At 39.7% G+C, this 25305-nt stretch carries 16 protein-coding genes; 11 read left to right on the top strand and 5 right to left on the bottom strand.

The annotated features are described in order from the left end of the window. Entirely contained in the window at positions 1-1062 is a 1062-nt protein-coding gene (locus FHG85_RS03060; RefSeq protein WP_173072894.1) for a hypothetical protein, read from the bottom strand. A gap of 357 nt (positions 1063-1419) precedes the next feature. Here FHG85_RS03060 and FHG85_RS03055 point away from each other — a divergent pair, with 357 nt between their 5' ends. The 6 genes from FHG85_RS03055 (at position 1420) to ahcY (ending at position 13047) form a co-directional block, all read left to right on the top strand. Further along, positions 1420-3372 carry an amylo-alpha-1,6-glucosidase gene (locus FHG85_RS03055; protein WP_173072892.1) on the top strand — a complete coding sequence of 651 codons (1953 nt, stop codon included), beginning with the start codon at positions 1420-1422 and terminating at the stop codon, positions 3370-3372. Between the two features lie 3 nt (positions 3373-3375). Beyond that, entirely contained in the window at positions 3376-4659 is a 1284-nt protein-coding gene (locus FHG85_RS03050; RefSeq protein ID WP_173072890.1) for a glycosyltransferase family 4 protein, read from the top strand. Positions 4660-4670: 11 nt separating this feature from the next. Then, on the top strand, positions 4671-6173 hold the full coding sequence (locus FHG85_RS03045) for a glycoside hydrolase family 57 protein (RefSeq protein WP_173072888.1): 1503 nt from the start codon (positions 4671-4673) through the stop codon (positions 6171-6173). Positions 6174-6185: 12 nt separating this feature from the next. Further along, complete coding sequence (gene glgP, locus FHG85_RS03040; protein WP_173072886.1) at positions 6186-10439, top strand: alpha-glucan family phosphorylase; 4254 nt, start codon at positions 6186-6188, stop codon at positions 10437-10439. A 186-nt stretch (positions 10440-10625) separates the two neighbouring features. After that, positions 10626-11615 carry a bifunctional riboflavin kinase/FAD synthetase gene (locus FHG85_RS03035; RefSeq protein ID WP_173072884.1) on the top strand — a complete coding sequence of 330 codons (990 nt, stop codon included), beginning with the start codon at positions 10626-10628 and terminating at the stop codon, positions 11613-11615. A gap of 13 nt (positions 11616-11628) precedes the next feature. Beyond that, the gene (gene ahcY, locus FHG85_RS03030; RefSeq protein ID WP_173072882.1) at positions 11629-13047 is read left to right on the top strand and encodes an adenosylhomocysteinase; all 1419 of its coding nucleotides are present in this window, start codon (positions 11629-11631) and stop codon (positions 13045-13047) included. A gap of 69 nt (positions 13048-13116) precedes the next feature. Here ahcY and FHG85_RS03025 read toward each other — a convergent pair whose 3' ends face one another. Beyond that, positions 13117-14337 (bottom strand): dipeptidase, encoded by a 1221-nt coding sequence (locus tag FHG85_RS03025; RefSeq protein ID WP_173072880.1) that lies wholly within the window; start codon positions 14335-14337, stop codon positions 13117-13119. A gap of 236 nt (positions 14338-14573) precedes the next feature. Then, entirely contained in the window at positions 14574-16412 is a 1839-nt protein-coding gene (locus FHG85_RS03020) for a GNAT family N-acyltransferase (RefSeq protein ID WP_220429225.1), read from the bottom strand. A 165-nt stretch (positions 16413-16577) separates the two neighbouring features. Here FHG85_RS03020 and FHG85_RS03015 point away from each other — a divergent pair, with 165 nt between their 5' ends. The 5 genes from FHG85_RS03015 (at position 16578) to FHG85_RS02995 (ending at position 23985) form a co-directional block, all read left to right on the top strand. After that, on the top strand, positions 16578-17423 hold the full coding sequence (locus FHG85_RS03015) for a hypothetical protein (RefSeq protein ID WP_173072878.1): 846 nt from the start codon (positions 16578-16580) through the stop codon (positions 17421-17423). Positions 17424-17503: 80 nt separating this feature from the next. Continuing rightward, on the top strand, positions 17504-19177 hold the full coding sequence (gene ettA / locus FHG85_RS03010; RefSeq protein WP_173072876.1) for an energy-dependent translational throttle protein EttA: 1674 nt from the start codon (positions 17504-17506) through the stop codon (positions 19175-19177). 134 nt (positions 19178-19311) lie between these two features. Next, entirely contained in the window at positions 19312-19668 is a 357-nt protein-coding gene (locus tag FHG85_RS03005) for a DUF4870 domain-containing protein (protein ID WP_173072874.1), read from the top strand. A gap of 85 nt (positions 19669-19753) precedes the next feature. Next, positions 19754-22321 carry a M14 family zinc carboxypeptidase gene (locus FHG85_RS03000; protein WP_173072872.1) on the top strand — a complete coding sequence of 856 codons (2568 nt, stop codon included), beginning with the start codon at positions 19754-19756 and terminating at the stop codon, positions 22319-22321. A 14-nt stretch (positions 22322-22335) separates the two neighbouring features. Continuing rightward, complete coding sequence (locus FHG85_RS02995) at positions 22336-23985, top strand: alkaline phosphatase family protein (protein ID WP_173072870.1); 1650 nt, start codon at positions 22336-22338, stop codon at positions 23983-23985. Here FHG85_RS02995 and FHG85_RS02990 read toward each other — a convergent pair whose 3' ends face one another. Continuing rightward, positions 23986-24711: a geranylgeranylglyceryl/heptaprenylglyceryl phosphate synthase gene (locus FHG85_RS02990; RefSeq protein WP_220429224.1), complete on the bottom strand. Its 726-nt coding sequence runs from the start codon at positions 24709-24711 to the stop codon at positions 23986-23988. Then, positions 24684-25304, bottom strand: coding sequence for a 4'-phosphopantetheinyl transferase family protein (locus FHG85_RS02985; protein WP_173072868.1), 621 nt, complete (start codon positions 25302-25304; stop codon positions 24684-24686). Before FHG85_RS02985 ends, FHG85_RS02990 begins: the two co-directional genes overlap by 28 nt. Position 25305 lies beyond the last annotated feature (1 nt).

Raw genomic sequence — 25305 nt, 5'->3', positions numbered from 1 at the left:
CTATTTAGTCTTAAGAGTATCTGCACGATTTAGTGTATCGGCTTTTTGTCTTACCAAAAGCCACCGTTTATACACTTGTAACATTGAATCTATTTTTGAATCAATCACATCAATATCCTTTGCTTTGGCAATTACGGTTCCATAACGATTAGTCAATATATATGTTGGTAGTTCAACCACCCCATATTCTTTTAGCTTGTTAATATCGCTTTGGGATGCAAGACTTACCTGATACCAACTTAATGTGTCGAGTTGTGTCATTTGAGCTATTTGAGCCGAGTCTAACCCAACTCCAAAGCTAACCACTGCTAGCCCGTTCTTTTTGTGCTTCTCAAAAAGTCTCTTAAGCTCTTTTTTTTGAAGGTTATTGTTTAGCTTTGAACCTGCACCCCAAAAATCAAGCAATATACACCTAGCCCAAATACCAGGTAACGAAATATTCTCCCCTTTTATAGATATAAAACTTTGTTGCGGAATGCTGTTACCAACTATAAGCTTACTCTCAATTTTTCTCAAACTATCTGTTAGCTGAAATTGCTTTATAATCTTTTTAAAAGATTGATAAAGAGAATCATCTGAGTAGTAGTGAGAGAGGCTTGTATCGACCGAACGATAAAGTTCCTTAAACTCATTGTAAGGTAAAATTTGTCTATTCTCAATTCTAGCAGTTATTAGAAAAATAGCTGAAATGTTATATGGGGTTGAGGAAACCATTCTGAAAGCATCCTGTTTTAGCACATTCAGTATAGAATCGCGAGCTGATAGGTAATTCTTATAAAGAGAATCTTTTATCTCTAAGCTATCGCATTTTGCATAGTTGTTCCTTAATTTTTTAAGGAGTTTATCGCTATTAACAACCCTATTCTGAAACTTCATAAGTTTCATGCTTTCTTGTGAACCACTTACTTCCCAACTGCCATTAGTTGAAGAAATGCTAATTCTATCTCCAGGTTTTACAACAAGAACTATAGGAAAAACCTTTTTGTCGTTACTCAAAGCAATAACAGAAGGTAATGAGGTTTTTAATTTTATAATACCTTCCCCACTACTATTAATTCTCACGGAATCAAAAAGAGTTTGGTTAGCATTTGAATGAAAGTTATAGTACGCAAAAGAATTCCCCCACTCTGGCACTTTGATATTCACCTCAACCCTATCATACCGTTCTGAACATGAAGCAAATAATAAAACAACACAAAAAATAGAAGATGTTTTTACTATTGATAAAAAAATTTGAAAAAATTTAACATGCATCGCAAACGAATTATATCTGAAGTATCGTAAATTTAATCATCCAAAATTAGCAAAAGTTTACTCCAAAATAGCAATTATATCGCCTTTTTTAGCTAACTTGTTAAGTCTTTAGTGGTTGCCCAACCATTTGTTTTACAAGTTTAACCATTTAAAATTTATTAAGCCATGAAATACCTTTCATTCGACAAAGAAAAACTAGTTAATCTAGAGTACTCACTTAATCGGGAAATATTGAGCACCAATCGTGCGGGTGGTTATTGCAGTACTTCAATCATTCTTTGCAACACAAGAAAGTATCATGGCCTAATGGTTTTACCTATTGATGAGTTCGATGGCGAGAACCATGTTCTGTTATCGAGTGTTGATGAAACCGTTATTCAACATGGGCAAGAATTTAACCTTGGCATACATAGGTACCCTGGCATCTATGAGCCTCGAGGGCATAAATACATAATTGATTTTGTTTACGAACCAACTCCCACTTTAACCTATAGAGTGGGCGGTGTAGTGCTGAAAAAGGAATTGCTATTTGTACACAACGAGGAACAATTTATGATACGCTATACTTTGCTTGACGCCCACAGCCCAACCCGACTTAAAATTAAGCCATTCCTAGCATTCCGTAATGCTCATAATGTATCAAAAGCAAACATGTGGGCAAATACTAAGTTTCAACCTTGCCAAAATGGTGTTAAGTATAAACTCTACACAGGCTTTCCAACACTCCACTTGCAGCTTAACAAAAAAAATGAGTTTGTCCCATGTCCCGATTGGTACTATAACATTGAATACATGGAGGAGCTAAAACGCGGTTACGAGGGTCATGAGGACCTTTTTGTGCCTGGATATTTTGAAATTCCCATTAAAAAAGGAGATAGCATAATCTTTTCGGCATCAACAGAAGAGCATTCTCCATCATCGCTTTTACGTAAATTCAACAAAGAACTAGAGATTAGACCTAACAAAGATAGCTTTGAGGCATGCATTGCGAATGCAGCAAACCAGTTTATTGTTCATAAAAACAAGAAATGGGACATAATTGCTGGGTATCCTTGGTTTGGAAGTTGGGGACGCGATTCGTTCATATCCCTACCAGGATTAACTCTTGGGCTCGACAACCCAAATCTTTGTAAAACTTTGCTTGACTCCCTTAGTAAAAAGTTAAAAAATGGCCTATTCCCCAATATGGGAAACTATACTTCACAAGCATTTAACTCCGTTGATGCTCCATTATGGTATTTCTGGGCCTTACAACAGTATTACGAATATACCAACGACCATAAAACTGTATGGAAGGAATTTGGCAAACGAATGAAAAACATCATAAAAGCCTTCCGCGATGGTCTGCCCTTCAACATCAAGATGATGGAAAACGGTTTGGTTTGGGCGGGTAAAAAAGGATATGCCCTTACCTGGATGGATGCTGTTGTACATGGAAAACCTGTAACTCCACGAATTGGCTACCCGGTTGAAATTAATGCCCTTTGGTACAATGCCCTTATGTTCACCATTGAGCTGGCTACAAAAAATAAAGACTACAGGTTTGTGAAGGAATGGCTACCAGTTGCTGAAAGAGCAAAAGAATCATTCAATAAGCTATTCTGGTTACCTGAGCTGGGATACCTGGCCGATTATGTTGATGAAAATGGACCTAATACCGACATTCGACCAAACCAGGTATTTGCATTATCGCTTAAATACACCCCATTGGACGAGGATAAGATGCCAAGCATACTCAAGGTTATAGACAAGGAACTTTATACGCCTAAGGGCCTAAGAACCCTTTCACCAAACAACCCTCATTACGTTGGAAGGTATGAAGGCGACCAACCAACACGCGACTCGGCTTACCACCAAGGAACAGCCTGGCCGTGGCTGCTTGGGGCATATGTCGAAGCGCATTTCAGAATTAATCCCACTCGTGCTGTAAATATTGCTAATGAAATATTAGAATCTTTTAAAGAAGACATTGGAATCCATGGAATTTGTACGATATCGGAAGTATATGATGGCGACCCACCTCAACGCCCCAATGGATGCATTTCGCAAGCATGGAGCGTTGCAGAAATAATACGAATCAATAAAATGGTTGAAAAATTTAATTCAAAAAACAATTAAGCTATGAGAGTACTTATGTTTGGGTGGGAATTTCCACCTCATATAACAGGTGGGTTAGGCACGGCATGCTATGGGCTTACCAGAGCCCTTGCAAAACAAGGTACCGAAATAATTTTTGTTGTTCCTAAAGCCTACGGCGACGAGGACCAACGTAGGGTTAGATTAGTAAGTGCAGAAGATATTGAAGTTTCTCACACTTCCAAAAATCTTGAAGAGTTCTGGAGAAACATTAAGTACCTTGAGATAAGTTCAAACATAGTTCCTTATGTTGACCCCGAAGAATATAAAAGAATTGTTGAATACGCTGAAAAAGAAGTAGCTAAATACGAAACAGTATACACAAAAAAGAAGTTTCGATTTTCTGGCAAATACGGGCCTAACCTAATGTCGGAAGTTACGCGTTATGCAATAACAGCCGCTTCAATAGCTTGGCGCGAAAAATTTGATGTTATCCATGCTCACGACTGGCTCACATATCCTGCAGGTATTGCAGCCAAAATGGTTTCGGGTAAACCCCTTGTAATTCACGTTCATGCAACTGAATTTGACCGAAGCGGTGAAAACATTAACCAGTCGGTTTACAACATTGAGCGTAGAGGCATGGAAGTTGCCGACACAGTAATTACTGTAAGTAACTATACTAGGAACATAGTGATAAATCGCTATGGAATTAATCCCGAAAAAGTGATTACAGTTCATAACGCTGTACATTTCGTTAATAGAATTGAGGAAGAGTTTGAGCGTGGGGTTGACGAAAAGGTTGTTACATTCCTAGGTAGGGTTACATTCCAGAAAGGACCCGATTACTTTGTTGAAGCTGCCAATAAGGTTCTAAAACGAACTCAAAATGTTCGATTCGTTATGGCAGGTAGTGGAGATATGCTTAATCGTATGATTCGCCGTGTGGCACAGCTAGGAATAGCACCGCGCTTCCATTTTACAGGATTTTTGAAAGGAAATGAGGTTAACCAAATGTTTGCACTCTCCGATGTTTACGTTATGCCGTCGGTATCTGAGCCTTTTGGTATTAGCCCACTGGAAGCCATGCGCTCAAATGTGCCTGTTATCATTTCTAAACAATCTGGAGTTGCTGAAGTATTAAGGCATGCCATTAAAGTTGATTTTTGGGATATAGATGCCCTTGCCGATAGCATCTATGGATTGCTCAACTACAAAGCCCTTTCAGAATTTTTCATCAAACACGGCCAAGAAGAGGTTAACAACATGAAATGGGATAGGGCCGCTGGCATGATTAACGAAATCTATAACAAATTAGCTAACAAGTAAAATATTAAAATATGAAAACCATTTGTTTTTATTTTCAGGTACACCAACCGTTCAGATTGCGCAGATATCGTTTCTTCGATATAGGAAAAAATCATGACTACTTTGATGATTTTGCCAATAAATCAATTATGCGAAAGGTGGCAGAGAAATGCTATCTGCCAACCAATAAGCTAATGCTAGACCTTATCAAGGAGTATGGTTTACGATTTAAAATAGCGTATTCTATTTCGGGGACAGCCCTTGACCAATTTGAACTATATGCACCCGATGTTTTGGAAAGTTTTCAAAAACTTGCAGAAACAGGAAGCGTAGAGTTTTTGGCAGAAACCTACTCTCACTCGCTATCTGCTTTAAAGAGCAGGGAAGAGTTCACAAAGCAGGTTAAAGCCCATACCGAAAAGTTGGAGAAACTAATTGGTTATAAACCAAAAGCTTTCAGAAACACGGAGCTTATTTACTCCGACGAAATTGGCGCAATGGTAGCCGACCTTGGCTTTAACACCATGCTAACAGAAGGTGCAAAACATATACTAGGCTGGAAAAGCCCAAATTTCGTTTACTCTAACGCTATAAATCCTAAACTAAGGCTACTGCTCAAAAACTTTAGATTAAGTGACGATATCGCCTTTCGTTTCTCCAATCGCGACTGGAGTGAATGGCCACTCACTACCGAAAAGTATGTTCACTGGTTAAATAACATTAATCCAAATGAAGAGATTGTAAATCTTTTCATGGATTACGAAACCTTTGGTGAACATCAATGGGCCGAAACTGGAATTTTTGACTTTATGCGAGCACTCCCCGATAGGGTTTTCACCAACTCAAACTTTGAATTTTTAACACCATCGGAAGCGGCTCAAAAGCATCAACCAGTAGCATTACTCCACGTCCCCCACCCAATTTCATGGGCTGACGAGGAGCGTGACCTAACAGCATGGCTTGGTAACGAGTTGCAGGATAGCGCTTTCAATGAGCTATATTCTTTAGCCGAAATGGTTGAGAAAACCAATGACCCAGACATAAAACGCGATTGGCTATACCTACAAACAAGCGACCATTTCTACTATATGTGCACCAAATGGTTTAGCGATGGCGATGTTCATAAATACTTCAACCCTTACGACTCACCATACGATGCTTTTATCAACTACATGAATGTATTAAGTGATTTCACCCTACGCCTTAAAAAGAAATTAATTGAAAGCCCAGTTGAGCAAAATGATATAGAAAATACTGAGAATGCATTAAAACTTATTGAACTTTACAGGGAGAAAATTGAGGAACTACAATCGGAACTAAATGAAGAGAATGAGCCTGCAAAATCAAATGCAGTAAAAGATGTAGACACTGAAACTTCTACAAAACTTAGCAAAGCTAAGGATGAAAAACCTAAAAGGAGAAAATCAACCAAATCCAAATCTTCTACATCTACTAAGAGTACGGGAAAGCAAAAGGCTAAAACTGAGAAGAAAAACACAGTAAAAAAGGCAACTACTAAAGGTAAAACAAAATAAAAACACAACGATATGACAGACAAACTTCTAAAACCCGACTATCTATTTGAAGTTAGCTGGGAAGTTTGTAACAAGGTAGGTGGAATACATACAGTTGTATCTACCAAAGCCTCGTTGCTAGAAAACGAACTTAAGAATAACTACATCACCATAGGACCTGATATTATTAAGGACTCAGAAAACAACCTAGAATTTATTGAAGACCAAGAGCTTTTTAAAGCATGGAAAATACACGCCAACTCACAAGGGTTAGCAATCCGGATAGGTCGATGGAACATCCCGTGTAAACCCATTGCCATCTTGGTAAATTTTTCGGGTTTAATCTCAAAAAAAGATGAAATCTTCAAGATATTATGGGAAAAGTTCAAACTCGATTCGCTTACGGGGCAATGGGATTACATAGAGCCTGCGCTGTTTGGCTATGCTGCAGGAAAAGTAATTGAAAGTTTTACTAATTTCAATCTTAGCCTACGACATAGGGTTGTAGCCCAGTTTCACGAGTGGATGACTGGAACCGGTCTGCTATACCTTAAGGATAACATGCCACAAGTTGGCACTGTATTTACAACACATGCCACTGTACTTGGGCGTAGTATAGCTGGTAATAACCTTCCTCTTTATAGTAATATTGATAAATACAGCCCCGAACATAAAGCAAAAGAATTCAATGTTGTTGCAAAACACTCCTTGGAATCAATTGCTGCACGAGAGGCAGATTGTTTTACAACGGTAAGTGAGATAACCGCCCAGGAATGCAAACATTTTCTTGGGAAAGAGGTTGACCTTATTACCCCTAATGGGTTTGATGATTCATTTATACCAACTCCAGATGAAGAATTTAAACTTCGACACTTAGAGGGAAGAATTAAATTTTACGAAGTAGCTGAAGCCATGCTCTCCCATGATGTTGCAAAAGATAGCATTGTTGTTGGGATAAGCGGCAGGTATGAGTTTAAAAACAAGGGAATTGATGTTTTTCTCGAAGCACTTGCCAAGCTAAATAAAGAGAATAATCTGAAAAAGGAAATCCTTGCCTTTCTTTTAATCCCAGCAGGGCATCATGGACCAAGAAAGGATGTTTTCCATAACCTACGCGATGCAAAGGAAACCGATAGCTATATTATTCTCGACGATACTCATGTAACCCACTACCTCAACGATCCAGAATCAGAAATCATTCTAAAAAAAATAAGAAGTTTAGGACTCAATAATGCTTCGTCCGATAAGGTTAAAGTCTTTTGGGTTCCATGCTATCTAAATGGAAATGACGGCATTTTCAATAAACCATACTACGACCTACTTATCGGAATGGATTTAACCGTATTCCCGTCGTACTATGAGCCATGGGGATATACACCCCTTGAAAGTTTAGCCTTTAAAGTTCCCACTATTACCACTTCACTAGCTGGCTTTGGCGATTGGATAAACAAGCACTACAATAAATCCAAAGATGCTATTCGGGTAATTCATAGAACCGATAGCAACGATAACGAAGTGATTAATCATATAGCAGAAACACTTTACAACTACACTACCCTCAGTCAGGAAGAAAAGGATAACCTGTCAACTAACGCTGGAGAAATATCAAGGGTTGCCCTTTGGGAAAACTTTGTCAACTTCTACTTTAAAGCCTATGACAGTGCGCTTAGAGTAGTTGCGGAACGTACCCAAATGTATATGGAGTTGGAGAGAGAGGAAGTGCTTCCAACGGTTGAGCATAAGATTCGTCATTATCGTCCAAACTGGGTTAGACTTATTATCCAAAAACGATTACCCGAAAAGCTCAAACCTCTTGATGAAATCTCTCGAAACCTTTGGTGGTCGTGGAATACCGATGCAAAAGAGTTGTTTGAAAGTATCGATAAAGAACTTTGGGATAAATGCGAACACAACCCCATTGAGTTCTTGGAAAAAATTAGTTTACCCAAGTTCCAAGAGCTAGAGAAAGATGAGGCTTTCGTTGAAAAGCTCCAATCGGTTTACCTTAAGTTTTCATCATACATGATGAAAAAATATGAACGAAAGGGGCCAAAAATAGCATACTTCAGCATGGAGTTTGGTCTTCACAGCTCTCTCAAGCTCTACTCTGGCGGTTTAGGCGTCCTAGCAGGCGATTACCTTAAAGAAGCTTCAGACAGAAACATTGATATGGTAGGGGTTGGGTTGCTTTACCGTTATGGTTATTTCACCCAAAAACTTTCTGCATCGGGACAACAGATTGCAGTTTACGACCAACAAAACTTTACACAAAGCGTTGCAACACCAGTTCGAGACGAAAATGGGAAATGGATAACAGTTAAGGTGGCTTTCCCTGGTAGAGATGTTTTTTCCAGAATTTGGAAAGTTGAAGTAGGTCGTACCGACCTTTACCTCCTAGATACCGACATGGAAGAAAATCAACCCATTGACAGAACTATCACCCACCATCTTTACGGAGGCGATTTAGAGAATCGGTTTAAGCAGGAAATGATACTTGGAATAGCTGGTATAAGAGCGCTAAACGAATTGGGAATTAATGCCGATATATACCATATAAACGAAGGCCATGCTGCATTTATTGGCCTTGAACGATTGAGAAAGTTTATTGTTGATGAAAAGTTATCTTTTAACGAGTCGCTTGAACTAGTCAGGGCATCGAGCCTATTTACCACTCACACACCAGTACCAGCCGGGCATGATGCTTTCCCCGAAGAACTAGTACGTACATACATGGCCCATTATCCAGAACGCTTGAAGATTACCTGGGACGAATTCATGGATTTAGGCCGCTTAACACCAGGAGATAAAACCGAACGATTCTCAATGAGTCATCTTGCCATTAGACTCTCGCAAGAGGTTAATGGTGTTAGCTGGCTACATGGAGAGGTTAGCCGAAAAATGTTTGCAGGGATGTGGCCATGCTACTTTCCAAACGAGCTGCACATCAGCTATGTAACCAATGGTGTGCACTTCCCCACATGGACTGCCCGCGAATGGAAAGCAATTCTTGAGGATGTTGACAATAACAACAACCTGGGCTATAACCAACCCAACTGGAGCAACATTCAAAACATCCCCGATAATAAGATTTGGGACATTAGAAATAAGCTACGAAAACGACTTATCAAACTTATTAATAAACGGCTCAGCAACCCTAACCTAGTTCGATACGAAACCCCACGACAAGTTATTGAAATAAAAGAGCGCTTAAGCGACAAAGTCCTTACTATTGGCTTTGCCCGTAGATTTGCAACTTATAAGAGGGCCTGGTTACTCTTTAAGGATACCGATAGGCTTGCAGAACTTGTAAATAATCCTGAGAGACCTGTTCAAATATTTTTTGCCGGGAAGGCACATCCTCACGACAAAGCAGGTCAGGATATTATAAAAAGGATAATTGAAATCTCAAAAGAGCCTCGTTTCCTCGGACGAATAGTATTCCTCCAAAACTACGACATGGAACTTGCAAGGCGAATGGTACAGGGTGTCGACGTTTGGCTTAACACCCCAACTCGCCCTATGGAGGCCTCCGGAACAAGTGGCCAAAAAGCGGTCATGAATGGTGTACTGCATTTCAGCGTACTTGATGGATGGTGGGTTGAAGGATATAGAGAAAATGCAGGTTGGGCACTACCTATTGAGCAAACTTACCCTCAACAAGAATTTCAGGATGAGCTTGATGCTGAGTTGATTTACACCACTTTGGAAAACGAAATTGTGCCAGCATTTTACGAACGCAACACAGAGGATATCCCAACTAAATGGATTTCATTTATCAAGAAATCAATGTCGGATGTTGCATCTAACTTTACCACCCTCAGAATGATTAACGATTATCAGAATCGATTCTACAACAAGTTGTATCATAGGTACAACGAACTTGCCGAAGACGATTTTGAACAAGCTAAGCAAATTTCGCAATGGAAAAGACGTATAGCACGCAATTGGGACGAGGTTGAAGTAATAAGGGTTAAGCAGCTTGATATGTCGCGAGAACCAATACTAATAGGGAATGAATATGAAGCCGAAGTTGTACTCGATTTAGGTACTCTTGCCCCAGATGAAATTGGTGTGGAGCTGGTTGTTGTAGATATGATTGAAAATCAAGACATAACAGTTAAACGCGTACATGAGTTTGAATTGGCAGAAATTGATGGGTCCAGAGTAACCTATAAGCTAAAGCTTATACCAATGGAACCCGGGGCGTTTGAATGTGGAATAAGAATCTTCCCCAAAAATCCAATTCTCCCCCATCGTATGGATTTTTGCCTTGTTCGATGGATATAAAAGAAAGAATGGCTGCCCTAATATTTTACCTTGGGGCAGTCTTTTTACCGTATCTTTTATCAACACATCCTGTCCATTCGTCATTGAAACGCTTATATTAATCAACATCAAAGAAGCACTTTAAAGGTATTATTAGTAATCATGGAATAAATTTTGCAAATTAGCGTGAGTAAGCCAAATAAAAAGATGATAATTATTCAACGCCCCCAGCAAACCAGAGGTAAAGAACTTGCCTTAACAATGGGCTTCTTTGATGGAGTGCATTTAGGTCACCGTGAGCTTGTTAGCAAAGTGGTTCACAGTGCAAACCTTATGGGCTTAGAATCGGCTGCTCTTACATTTTGGCCTCACCCTCGTCTTGTCCTTCACAAAGACCCAGAAAAACTTAGATTCCTAACTACCCTTAATGAAAAATCAAAAATTTTAGCAAAACTTGGTATAGACTACCTTATTATTCAAGAGTTTTCCAGAGATTTTTTTAATATTGAGGCAGAAGAGTTTATAAAATACTTGGTTAACGATTTTAAAGTCAGACATTTTGTAATTGGCAGCGATCATCGTTTTGGGAAAGGAGCGAGGGGAAATCCAGAATTGCTTGAGAAACTATCAAAAGAGCTCAATTTTACATTTAACACTATTCCTCCCCTTACGGTCAATAACATTGATATTAGCTCAACAAAAATTAGGCATGCCCTAAACGATGGAAGTCTTGAATCTGCAAATAAGATGCTTGGATACCCTTACCTAATAACCGGTGCCGTGCAAAATGGGAATCAAATAGGACGAAAACTAGGTTTTCCAACTGCAAATATTAGACCTAACGATCCCTTAAAACTCATTCCTAAAGCAGGTGTTTATGCCGTTATGGTCCATGTTAACGACAGAATTTATAAAGGGATGCTTAATATTGGATTTAGGCCAACAGTTGAGATGTCAAAAAAGCAAACCATAGAGGTTAACATATTTGATTTTAACGAAGATATTTACACATTAGGCATTGAGATTGCCTTTATAAGCCGATTACGCGACGAAAAACGATTCCCTTCAATCGAACATTTAAAAGAGCAACTTGTTATTGATAAACACCATGCTCTTGATGCCCTTAAAAATGAAAATATCGAGAGTTATAAAAAGTTATTCTTAACTTTACGGGCTGAAAGCAAAAGAAACCATTAAACACAATTCATAAATGGAACAAGTTATTCAAGCTTCTTTACCATACAAGGTAAAGGATATCGGTTTGGCCGAATGGGGACGTAAAGAGATATCAATTGCAGAGAAAGAGATGCCAGGTCTAATGGCTCTCAGAAAAAAATATGGGCCTAGTAAACCGTTAAATGGCGCACGTATCACAGGGTCGCTTCACATGACCATTCAAACTGCAGTGCTAATAGAAACCCTAGTTGAGCTTGGAGCTCAAGTACGTTGGGCTAGCTGCAATATTTTCTCAACTCAAGACCATGCAGCTGCTGCTATTGCTGCTGCAGGTATTCCTGTTTTTGCCTGGAAAGGTGAAACACTAGAGGAATATTGGTGGTGCACTGCTCAAGCGCTATCCTTCCCCGATGGAAAAGGCCCAAACCTTATTGTTGATGATGGTGGCGATGCAACTCTTCTTGTTCATTGGGGCTATAAAGCTGAAAACGACAAATCATTCCTCAACCGCAAAGCATCTTCGCATGAGGAGGAGGTTATCATCAACCTACTTAAAAACATCATTGAACAGGATCCTAACAAATGGCATAATCTTGTAAGTGAGCTTAAGGGCGTTTCGGAAGAAACAACAACTGGTGTTCATCGCCTATACCAAATGCTAGAAAGAAAAGAGCTTCTTATTCCTGCCATAAACGTTAACGACTCCGTTACAAAAAGCAAATTCGATAACCTTTATGGTTGTCGTGAATCGCTTGCCGATGGAATTAAACGCGCAACCGATGTCATGATAGCAGGTAAAGTAGTTGTTGTTTGTGGTTATGGTGATGTAGGAAAAGGTTGTGCCCACAGCATGCGCTCATATGGGGCAAGAGTTATTGTTACAGAGATAGACCCAATCTGTGCCCTTCAGGCCTCAATGGAAGGATTTGAAGTAAAAACAGTTGAGGATGCCCTCCCTGAAGGTAATATTTATGTTACCGCAACAGGTAACCGAGATGTTATCACCTATGAGCACATGCAAAAGATGAAAGACCAAGCCATTGTATGTAACATTGGCCATTTTGATAATGAGATACAGATGGATAGGCTTAACGCACAAAAGGATGTTAAGCGCGTAAACATAAAGCCTCAGGTTGATCAATACATCTTCCCTGATGGCCATTCAATCTTTATTCTTGCCGAAGGGCGCCTCGTTAACCTAGGTTGTGCAACTGGGCATCCTAGCTTTGTAATGAGCAACAGCTTCTCAAACCAAACCCTTGCCCAAATTGAACTTTGGACAAAAGATTTAGCTGTTGATGTTTATCGCCTACCTAAACACCTCGATGAGGAGGTTGCCCGCTTGCACCTCGAACAGCTTGGAGTTAAGCTAACTACTTTGACTCCTGAGCAAGCAGAATATATTGGTGTTAAACCAGAAGGGCCATATAAACCCGAGCATTACAGATACTAATCGATATTTGATATAATGATAAAAGCCTGATTCCACAAGGAATCAGGCTTTTGATTTTACTGTGAACTGCTATTCTTTATGTTTCTGAACCTCCCTAAAAACTCTTAGAAAATTCTCGCCCCAAATCTTACGAATATCCTTATCGGAATACCCTCTTTTAATGAGTTCCATTGTGATGTGATACATCTCCGATGCATCACGACAACCTTCAACTCCGCCACCACCGTCAAAATCAGTTCCAATACCCACATGGTCAATTCCCATTACTTTTACCATATGGTCAATGTGATCAACCACATCCGAAACTGTCGCTCTACTACCAGGGAACTGTTCTTCTAGCTTATACCACTCCGAAGTGGCTTGTTTTTCCTGTTCGGGAGTAAGATTACGAAAATTATTCCACTTTTCCCTTAATGCACGATAAGCGCTATCGCGAGCTGGATTTTGGGGACTTTTTTTAACGTAATCGCTTAAAACACACATCTGTACTACACCTCCATTTTTAGCAATGGCACGTAGCATATCGTCGGAGAGATTACGTGGATGGTCGCATACAGCACGAGCACAGCTGTGCGAAGCTATTACAGGTGCTTTTGAAAGGGCTAATACATCATAGAAAGAGCTATCAGAAATGTGCGAAACATCTATCATCATACCCAACCTATTCATTTCGGTAACTACTTCTCGCCCAAAATTGCTTAAGCCATTGTACTTTGGCCCATCGGGATCGGTTGATGAGTCACAAATCTGATTATTGCGAGTATGACAAAGAGTAATGTATCGTGCGCCCATATCATAAAAACGCTTAACTTGATCCAAATCCTCACCTATTGGAAAGCCATTCTCTACTCCTATATATATTGCACGTTTACCCTCTTTTTTCAACCTATAAACATCATCGGACGAGGTAGCCACTTCTGCCCTGTCGGAATATTTGGCCACATTCTCGTGGATGGCATTGAATATTTTTAGTGCTTTCTCATTAGCCTTTTTATACCCTTCAGGCGTACACTCCCGTTGCCCAATAAACACAGCAAAAAAGGCTGCATCCAAACCACCTTCCTCCATTTTTCTCAAATCGACTTTACTGCCTATGGCTGAGTTATTTTCCCCACTAAAATCGAAGCCCTCGCGCAAAAAATTTAAAGGTGTATCGGTATGAGTATCAATAGTTACCATTTCGGCATGCAAGGCTTTAGCCTTTTCTTCTAAACTTTGCTCATCATTTTTAACGTTTCCAGCACATGCGCTTAGCGCCATTAGCGCAACCAGGTATAAATATCTTTTCATTGGATAAAGTTTTTTATATGGACAATATGAAAAGCCTAAGGTTTAAATTCAACATGGTTTAAGGAACTTGACTGGTTTTTAAGCGAATAAACATAGAACCAGCAAGGAGTTAAGCCAACTTTTCAACTATTTATCAAAATTAAAAACATTAGAAATCTTAAAATTGATAAACAATTGTCAACAATTCTTAAGATTAAAAAAGCCCCATCAACTTATGGATTGATGGGGGGGTAATCTTATTCAACCTCCTGGTCCTCAAAGGTATAGTCTGTGATATTAAATCGCTCTAAAATCGATTTATCATTTATCTCCTTAGAAAGCGAAGTTATAGTTTCAATGGGAACCTGGAAAAGGTCGAGAATTAGTAAACCATCGAGGGCATTATTAAACTTTGGATCAACATTAAATCCAATAATTTTCCCGTTAAGCTTCACATACTTTTTAAGCAGAACGGGCATACGATAATCGAAAGGTTCAACCTCTTGAATAAACTTATCGAGCTTGCCTAAATCGTTAGTATTGTTAAAAATAAGATTAAACTCCTCATCCTTAATTGGCACCTTAAACTTATTACGAGATTTTATGAAACGCGCAAAATCATGATCGAAATAGTTCGATTTCATAAAACTGATTATCACTCCCTTAGAATAATCCGAAAATCTGTTTGAGATGCTAACTGGCCCGATAAGATAACGATATTCTGGATTTTTAATCAAGAAATATAAAATTCCTTTCCAAAGAAGGAAAAGGGGTAAAGGCTTGCGTTGATAATCGGGAACAATAAACGAACGGCCAAGTTCAATAGATTGCTCGAGTATTGGCGTAAACGCTTTATCAATCTTAAAAAGCGTTTGAATATAGAAGCCATCAATGCCATACTTATCGACAATTTCTTTGCCCTTACCAGCACGGTATGCACCAACAATCCGTTTCTCATCCTCGTCCCATATAAAAAGCTGCCAGTAGTAAAGGTCAAACTCATCAACATCAATTTTACGATTGGTACCCTCACCTACATCACGGAATGTAATTTCACGTAACCTACCAATTTCAGTCATAAGATTTGGCATTTCCACCGAAGGAGCGCAAAGCACAGCGTAATTTTTGCTTTTGAACAGCAGGTAACTGTCCATAAGCCTTGCAACCTCGTCCTCTACCACATCTTGAGGAACTGGTGGAATAATTGGTTCTGGTTCTGGCTCTGATTTAAGTTTATATTTAAAAAACTTATCTACATCGATAGTAGAGCCTAATGAGTATGTCTTTAGCCTTAAGAAACGGCCAAATTTTTCTACATCGCAATATGTATCCTGCTCGGCAACACTTATTGGGTAACCAATACGAATCTTAATAGTTTGGTTTTTCTTATTAAGGAGCTCCGACGGGAGTTTTGCAGTACGGAGCAAAGGGTGTATCATGCCTAAAAGATGGAACAATCTGCTGTTTTGCCCTTGAAAGTAAATAGGAACAACAGGAACTTTTGCATTCTTAATAAACTTAACCATAGAATGCTGCCAGTGCTTATCGGTAACACCAACCTCATCGGCATTATCGTAATAGGTTGATACCTCACCAGCAGGGAAAAGCCCCAAAGCACCACCCTTCTCCAAATGGTTGTAAGCTGCCTTAAGCCCGCTGATGTTAGCCCGTTTATTATAGCCTCCGTTATCGAATGGGTCAACAGCAAAAACGTACTCATCGAGCTGGGGGATACGCTTAATCAGAAAATTTGAAAGCAACCGTGTATCTTCACGTCCTTGCTCTAACAATATTTTCAAAAGTAGAATTCCATCTATTCCGCCAAACGGATGGTTTGAAACTGTTATAAATGGTCCTTTCGAAGGCAGCCGTTTGAACTCTTCAGGATTAATCTCGTATTTAACTTCTAAAATATCTAATGCGGCTGTTAAAAATTCTAATCCTCTTAAATTAGCCACATTGGAATACTTCTTGTTAATTTCGTTAAGTCTTAAAACGTACATTAAAAGGCGTGCAATTCCATCACCAATAAATGAACCAATGTTAACAGCCTTCTTGACCTCGTCAACATTAACAATCTTATCCTTATCAGACATAATCTAAATTTTGATTGACCATGCAAAATTTTAGCCCACCGCAGCAAAGGTAAAAAAAAATGCTAGACAACATATTTTTACCCTATTTTATAATCTATGTGAAAATTAAATTTAAATGCAGAAAAGTTTTTAAATTTGCATAAAACGATAATAAAATCAACTAATATGAAAAGATTATCATTAATTATTGCGATGATATCCCTAACCTTATGGGGTTCAGCACAACGAAACTTGGTTAGACCAGAAGATGTTAAAACTTTCTTATCGTCTACAACTTATGTTGTTCTAGAGAATAATCCGGTTTCGCAATATAACCTTGAAATACGTGATGCGGTTGAACGCTCTTGGAAAATTACACCTTATAAATTTATCACAGCCAAAGAGTTTGAAGAGATGCGTAAGGATATTGATAAATCGTTTTTGGTGCTAATCCAAATGCGTTTCGATAACGACAAGCCCGCCCCTACCTATAATTTCCTTAGCGCTTCGTTGGGTGCAGCTGTAAGTAAAATTACTGACATGCCTGATATTTGCTCTGTTCCTTTAAGCTACAAAGATTTAGACGAGGGAACTTACACCTATAAACTTGAAGGACTTATTCTTTTTATGCAGAACTACATTAAAGCCATAAACGATAATCCTAAACTTATAAAAAAGAACGCCTTTAAGTTCTACAATAAAAACATTAAGCAAGTAAAAAGCAAGGAGCTTTGGGTTACTGAGAACTCACTAGAGAAATCGACTCGTGCACTTACCGAAATTCGTAAAAACTACAAATACACAATAAAGGTAGTTAATCCCGAAGATATTCAGAAAGCTATTCAAGAACGTAATCCAAATGTTCTGTTCCTTCACAAGGTTGGGCCTGAAGGTAGCAGATTGCAATGCCGTGTTTGGAAAATGATAATAGGAGCCGAAGATGGTATACTATACTATTACGATATGCACAAAATTTCTAAATCGAAAGGGGATGGATTCCTAGCAAAAGATTTTGCTAAAATCAATAAATAAACCCGCATAAAAAGTATTTTAAACCGCCGGCTGGTTTTTCCTTGCCGGCGGTTATTTTTTCAGCTGAAAAATAAAATTATATGGCCGACGAAAAAATTATTTTTTCAATGGTGGGGGTAAGCAAAACCTTTCCACCTCACAAAAAGGTGCTGAACAACATTTACCTATCGTTTTTCTATGGTGCTAAAATTGGCATCATTGGTTTAAATGGTTCAGGTAAATCGACATTGATGAAGATTATTGCTGGGGTTGAGAAATCTTATGAGGGTGAAGTAGTTTTCTCGCCTGGCTATTCAGTGGGTTACCTTGAACAAGAGCCACACCTCGACGACAATAAAACTGTGCGTCAGGTTGTTGAGGAAGGTGTTCAGGAAGTGGTTGACCTGCTAAAAGAGTATGAGGAGGTAAACGCCAAGTTTGCTGAACCCATGAGCGATGAGGAGATGAATAAGCTCATTGAGCGACAAGGAGAGCTAACCGATAAGCTTGAACAGCTTGATGCGTGGAACCTCGACTCTAAATTGGAACGCGCAATGGATGCCCTCCGCTGTCCCGATGCCGATACCCCTGTAAAGGTTCTATCTGGTGGTGAACGACGCCGTGTGGCCCTATGCCGCCTCCTTCTCCAACAACCCGATGTTCTTCTTCTCGATGAACCCACAAACCACCTCGATGCCGAATCGGTACAGTGGCTCGAAATGCACCTACAACAATATAAGGGAACAGTTATTGCCATTACCCACGACCGTTACTTCCTCGACAATGTTGCAGGATGGATTCTGGAGCTTGACCGCGGCGAAGGAATCCCCTGGAAGGGAAACTACTCTTCGTGGCTAGAGCAAAAATCGTTACGTTTGGCGCAGGAAGAGAAACAGGAAAGCAAACGGCGTAAGACACTTGAACGAGAGCTTGAATGGGTTCGCATGTCGCCTAAAGCCCGTCATGCAAAATCGAAAGCTCGCCTTTCGGCGTACGACAAACTCCTTAACGAAGATGTAAAACAGAAAGAGGAGAAGTTGGAGATATTCATACCAAACGGTCCCCGTCTTGGCGATTTGGTTATTGAAGCCAATAATGTTTCTAAGGCTTATGGCGATAAGCTACTTTTCGAAAACCTATCGTTTAAACTTCCACCAAACGGCATTGTGGGAGTTATTGGCCCCAATGGTGCTGGTAAAACAACTCTTTTCCGCCTAATAATGGGCCTTGAAAAACCCGATAGCGGCGATTTCCGCGTTGGTGAAACTGTTAAATTGGCCTATGTCGACCAGCAGCATAAAGCGATTGACCCTGAAAAAACGGTCTTTGAGGTAATTTCAGGAGGTGCCGATAATATCATTCTTGGCGGCCGACAAATAAATGCACGCGCATACGTGGCCCGATTCAACTTCTCTGGAGCCGACCAAGAAAAAAAGTGTGGGATGCTATCGGGTGGCGAACGGAATAGGCTACACCTTGCCCTTGCTCTAAAAGAAGAGGGCAACGTGATTCTGCTCGACGAGCCCACCAACGATATCGACGTAAATACACTACGTGCCCTTGAAGAAGGTCTAGAAAACTTTGCTGGGTGCGCTGTGGTAATTTCGCACGACCGCTGGTTCCTCGACCGTATTGCTACGCACATTCTTGCCTTTGAGGGCAATTCACAGGTCTACTTCTTTGAAGGTGGCTACTCCGAATATGAGGAGAACAAGAAAAAACGCCTAGGCGATGACACTCCTCATCGAATAAAGTATCGTAAATTGATGGAATAATAGAGAATGCCGACAAAATTGTCGGCATTTTATCTTATCCACAATGTTACCAAAATGAAATATCAATTTTTTATGAACTAGTGCAGCAAATTAACCCAGGATATCGTATTTTTACTGTAAAGAATACTTTTATTATGGAACAGATTAACTACATTAACAACGACGAACGAACATTTAGCATGCTCTGCCATCTCTCTGCGCTATCGGGACTTATTGTTCCCTTTGGACATATCATTGGCCCCCTTGTATTCTGGCTTCTTAAAAAGGACGAGTATGCCGAGGTTGACAGGCAAGGTAAAGCAGCACTTAACTTTCAACTATCACTAACCATCTACTCTGTTATTGCGGGTATACTAGTTATCTTTTTAGTAGGCTTTATTCTTCTTGCTGCCATTTTTATTTTTGGCTTAATAATGACAATTATAGCCTCTGTAAAATCTTCTAATGGAGAGTACTTTGAGTATCCTCTATCTATTAATTTGATTCAGTAAAAATTATTTCCCAAGCCAAAAAAAGTAAAAAATTCATCTACATCTCTCTAAAATAGGCTTATATTTAAAGCAAATTTTTAGGGGGATGATATATAAAAAGATAATTTTTACAATCTTATCAGCTATAGCTATAGCTATTACAGGCAATTCACAAGATATAGAGAATTACATTCGCTTAATTGAACCAAATCGGGATAAGGTCAACACCACAATAACCCAAACGGTATCAATTGATAACATTAAAGGCGACACCATATATGCCTATGCTAACCAAAAAGAGTTAGATGCACTAATTAAGTTAGGTTACAAATTTGAGAAGCTGCCTCACCCCTCAACTTTAGCTGCCAAATCCTTAACTATGGCAACCACCGTTGCCGAAATGGCAAGCTGGGATAGGTATCCAACCTATGAGGTATACCGCGCCATGATGAAAAAGTTTGAGACCGATTACCCCAACCTTTGTAAGCTCGATTCCATTGGTACTACGGTTCAGGGTCGCAAACTTTACGTGCTTAAAATTTCCGACAATGTTGGTACAGAAGAAGCTGAACCTGAGGTTTTCTACACTAGCACTATGCATGGCGACGAAACCACTGGTTACATTCTTTTGCTAAGGCTAGCCGATTATTTGCTCTCAAACTACAACACCATTCCGTTGGCTAAGGAGCTGGTGGATAACCTGCAAATTTACATAAATCCTAACGCAAACCCCGATGGCACATATTACGGCGGAAACTTTACTGTTACTTCGGCGCGCCGTTACAATGCCAATTCCGTGGATATAAATCGCAACTTTCCCGATTTACGCGCAGGCAACCATCCTGATAACTACCAATGGCAACCCGAGACGCAAGCCATGATGGATTTTGCAGCACAACACCATTTTGTGCTATCGGCAAACTTTCATGGTGGTATTGAGGTGGTAAACTATCCCTGGGATACTTGGACTTCATCCCAGCAAACCCATGCCGACAACGATTGGTTTGTTTCCGTTTCAAGAGCATATGCCGATAGCGCTCAGGCTAATAGCCCTTCGGGCTATATGACTGGCCTAAATAATGGCATCACCAACGGCGGGGATTGGTACGTGGTAGCTGGTGGCAGGCAAGATTACATGAACTTCTTTCACCGTTGCAGGGAAATTACTATTGAGCTATCCAATACTAAGCTTCTTGCATCAGAATCGCTTCCTGCACACTGGGTCTATAACCGCTCTGCTCTGCTGCATCTTTTACAAAATGCACTCTACGGTTTCGGGGGAACAGTTAAAAACACATCGAACCAACCTCTCGATGCAGAAATAATAGTGCTTAATCACGATAAACTTAACTCATCGGTTAAAACAATCCCTACTACAGGTAACTACTACCGGTTAATTGAACCTGGAACCTATGATGTGATGGCTGTTGCCAACGGTTATAAGCCCAAGGTTATTACAGATGTTGTAGTCAACCAGAACTCGTTCACTGAGCTAAATTTCACACTTGAAGATGCAGGCACCTTGGTGAGCGATGAGAGTTTTGAAAACGCAATACCTGAACGAATGTCGTTCTATGGGGGCAACTGGAACAGAAGCAGCGAAACTGCTAATAGTGGCACATACTGCTTAAAATCGGCTAGTATTGGTAACTCCCAAAGCACTGCTGCATCGCTCACATTTAATGTTCTAAATAAGGGAGAGTTCTCATTCTATTTTAAGGTATCCTCTGAAGAATCCTACGACATTTTTAAACTTTATATCGACAACAAGTTACAAAACCTATGGAGTGGTGAAATAGATTGGACAAGATATGTAACCATTCTAGAACAAGGAACACACACCATTAAATGGGAGTATGTTAAAGATGATGGAACAGCATCGGGGAGCGATTGCGTTTATGTTGATGACATAACCCTTCCTGATATTAGCGGAAATGTTACCATTACACCAACCATAAACTCTAGCACATTTGAGAATATAAAAGTCGTTCTTGGAACCAATGAAGCTACCACACAATCTAATGGCACTGCTTCATTTTCAAATATCCCTTTAGATAATAATGTTGAGCTCAAAATATATTCCGAGGATAATCTACTTGGCTCTGGTCAACTTGAACTAAAATGGCAACAAGTAAACTACTCTGCTAATTTTGATGCCTACTTTAATGCAACCTTTGAGGTTAAATCTAACGAAAACAGTGTTCAAGATGCTACAATAAGCTTTAACAATGAGCAGAAGCAAACCGACCAAAATGGGATGGCTACATTTACCAATGTTCCATTTGGGCTAAATCACCCCTACTCCATTTCAAAAGATGGATACAACTCCGCCTCTGGGGAGTTGCGTGTTGCTAGCGACTCAACTTTTAAAATCATAATTTACCCAACATCTATCCCAATCAACCAGGGAAACAATAGAATTTCGATTTTCCCAAATCCTGTAGAAAATAGTTTTTCAATAACCCTAAATAATCTTAAAGGTAATGTTTCCATTAGCCTTGTCGATATAACTGGTAAAACAGTTGCTTCACTTTTTAAAGGGAAAGTTTTAGAGGAATCATTAGAAATCAAAGTTCACAGGGAAGTAATGTCAATTAAACCTGGAATTTACCTTTTAGTTGCAAAAAATGAAACCCAAACTTTAACAAGTAAGATAGTATTCGCAAAACAATAAAAAATTGAACTGCTATGCGCCTTTTTTCGTTGTATTCACTCCTTCTTTTTTTGTTGATTAATAGTTCCTCACAAGCACAGATAAATAGGTCAATCCCATCGGAAAAACCAAAACTGATTATTGAAATAGTAGTAAGCCAAATGCGTTTCGACTACCTAAACCGATACTGGAATAAATTTAGTGACAATGGGTTCAAGCGTTTGGTAAACGATGGCACCTATTGCCGGAATGCTCGCTATAACTATCTTCTCACTCAGCCCTACCCTGGATTAGCCACAATTTCAACAGGTTCCAACCCTTCGGTTCATGGAATTATTTCCGACAAGTGGTTTTCGCGTTATTCAGGCGAAGAAATCAATGCTGTTTACGAAGAAAAGGTAAGTACTATTGGCGGAAGCTATTTCAGTGGAAAATATTCAGCTAAAAATTTGGTTACAAGTACCTTTGGCGATGAGCTCAGGTTAAGTAACCCACACTCCAAGGTTATTAGCATTGCGCTCGATGCGGGTTCTGCTATTCTGCTTGCCGGGCATAGTGCAAATGGTATATTTTGGTTCGATACCGAAAAAGGTTTATGGGTAAGCAGTAGCTATTTTACTGAAACACTACCAGCATGGGTCGATACGTTCAACACAAAAGGATTTTCCAAGCTATATACCGAACGTGAGTGGAAAGCCCTTCAACCTATTGAGAATTACGAAGAAGCCGATACTGCATCAGTAAAATCGGAGGAAAAGAAGAAGACCCTGCTTGAGAAGCTAAAAGGGATGGTAAATGGTGTAATAGGAAACCCTAAACCCAAAACCGATTTTAGCTCGTTACTAGAGTCACCTTATGGTAATCTTCTTACAAAAGACTTGGCCATTGCTGCAATTGCAGGCGAAGACCTAGGGGCAGATGAACACACCGATTTGCTTTGTGTCACCTTTAGCGCAAATCGAAACATTGGTGGCAAGTTTGGACCCCACTCCATTGAAATGGAGGACACATACCTGCGCCTCGACAAGGAGATGGAGCATTTCCTTAATTTTATCGATGCCACAGTTGGCTTACAGAACTGCCTTGTTGTTTTAACCTCCGACCAGGGTGTGGCTTCAACTCCTGATTACTTGGAGAAATCGAAAATACCTGGTGGTTATTTCGACCCACAAAAAGCAATGATACTTTTGAAAACCTATCTTAATGCTGTTTATGGTCAAGGCAACTGGGTGGTTGGCTATCACGATAAACAAATTTACCTCAACCGAAAGCTAATTGAAGACTCTAACCTGAAACTTGAAGATGTACAACAAAGGGTTTCCGATTTTATGCTGGAGTTTAGCGGCGTTGCAAATAGCACCACAGCCCATAACCTACAAAATGGTCAATTTGCCAATGGAATAATGGTGAAGTTTCAAAATAGTTTTAACCAGCGCCGTTCTGGCGATGTTGTTATCAACCTTGAACCAGGATGGGTAGAACGAAACGGGCATGTTACCTCTGCAAACTCCCCATACGATTACGATGCACATGTTCCCTTAATTTTCTATGGTTGGAAAATAAAACGGAAATCGGTTTTAGAGCCAGTATATATGAATAACATAGCCCCAACTCTATCGCTATTGCTAGGAATTACATGGCCGAATGGTTCAACGGGTGTTCCTATAAAACAAATTTTGGAATAATCAGCTGCGTGTTAATAGCAAGGGATTTTTCTCAAGGGCATTACCAACCACCACAAGATTAGCTCCTGCACTAAGGGCGTAGGTAACCTGTTGTGGTGTTTTTATTCCACCACCAACTATTAAGGGGATTGAAATATTCTCTTTTACCTTCTCTATCATTTTTAATGGAACTGGGTTTAATGCTCCGCTTCCAGCTTCAAGATAAATTGCTTTCAAACCAAGCAGTTCGCCTGCAATTGCTGTTGAGACAGCAATCTCATGCTTGTTCGAGGGTATTGGCATGGTTTGGCTCATGTATTGTACTGAGGTTGGAGTTCCTCCATCTACTAGTATGTATCCTGTTGGGATAACCTCTATATTGCTTTGCTTTACCATTGCAGCCACATTCACATGTTGCCCGATAAGAAACTCTGGGTTTCGGCCTGAGATTAACGATAGGAAAAGAATCCCATCGGCCTTTGGGGAGAACTGCATGGCACTACCTGGGAAAAGGACAACAGGAAGCGATGTCATTCTCTTAACGCGTTCAACAAACTCATGTAGCGGACTGTTTACCAAACTTCCTCCTACAAACAGTAACGACGCCCCCGATTTCTCAGCGTTTTCAATAATTTTATCTATATCTACACTTCCCTCTTTATCTGGGTCAATCAGAATGGCAAGGCTACCATGACAAATCTTATCGTAAACAAGTGCCATTACAATATTCGGTTCATGCCTGTCCATGTCAGGCAATAATTATCAATAAAGGTATAAAATAGTTTTACATTAACCCAAGCCCCATCGTTAAAAACCATAGCTTTTAACCAACCTCTATCACTATTGAAATTTTTTAAATCAATTTCAATATCTCTGTTAAACACTAGGCTTTTACCCCAAGGTAGCTTGTAAATTGTCTCTTTTGCGCTCCAAATTAATGCATAGTGAAAATCGGAGAAGTTGTGGGAACCAATTGCTTCATTTGTAGACAAATATTTTCCAGCAATCTTTCTATAATTCCTTGTAGTTTGCTCAATATCAACCCCAACCTCTTGAGACTCAGAAAAAGCTAGGGCAACAACACCATCGGTATGGCTAATTGATATCCGTACCTGGGAAGCTGTGAAATACGGCCTTCCAAGACTATCATAGGAATAAAACTGCTTAAATCCTAGAGTTTTAAGCAATGCCATAGTTGCTATCCGTTCAATGCGTCGGTTTTTATTTGAGGGTAAATCATCAACCTGACCAACATGCTCCAAGAGCTCATTCTCAGCTTCGCTGATGAGCCATAAAGCAATGGTTATATCATCATCGTGTATGGTTTTTATAACTGGCATT

This window comes from Tenuifilum thalassicum, assembly GCF_013265555.1.
GTDB classification, from domain to species: domain Bacteria; phylum Bacteroidota; class Bacteroidia; order Bacteroidales; family Tenuifilaceae; genus Tenuifilum; species Tenuifilum thalassicum.
This window is presented reverse-complemented; position numbering and strand designations above follow the sequence as displayed.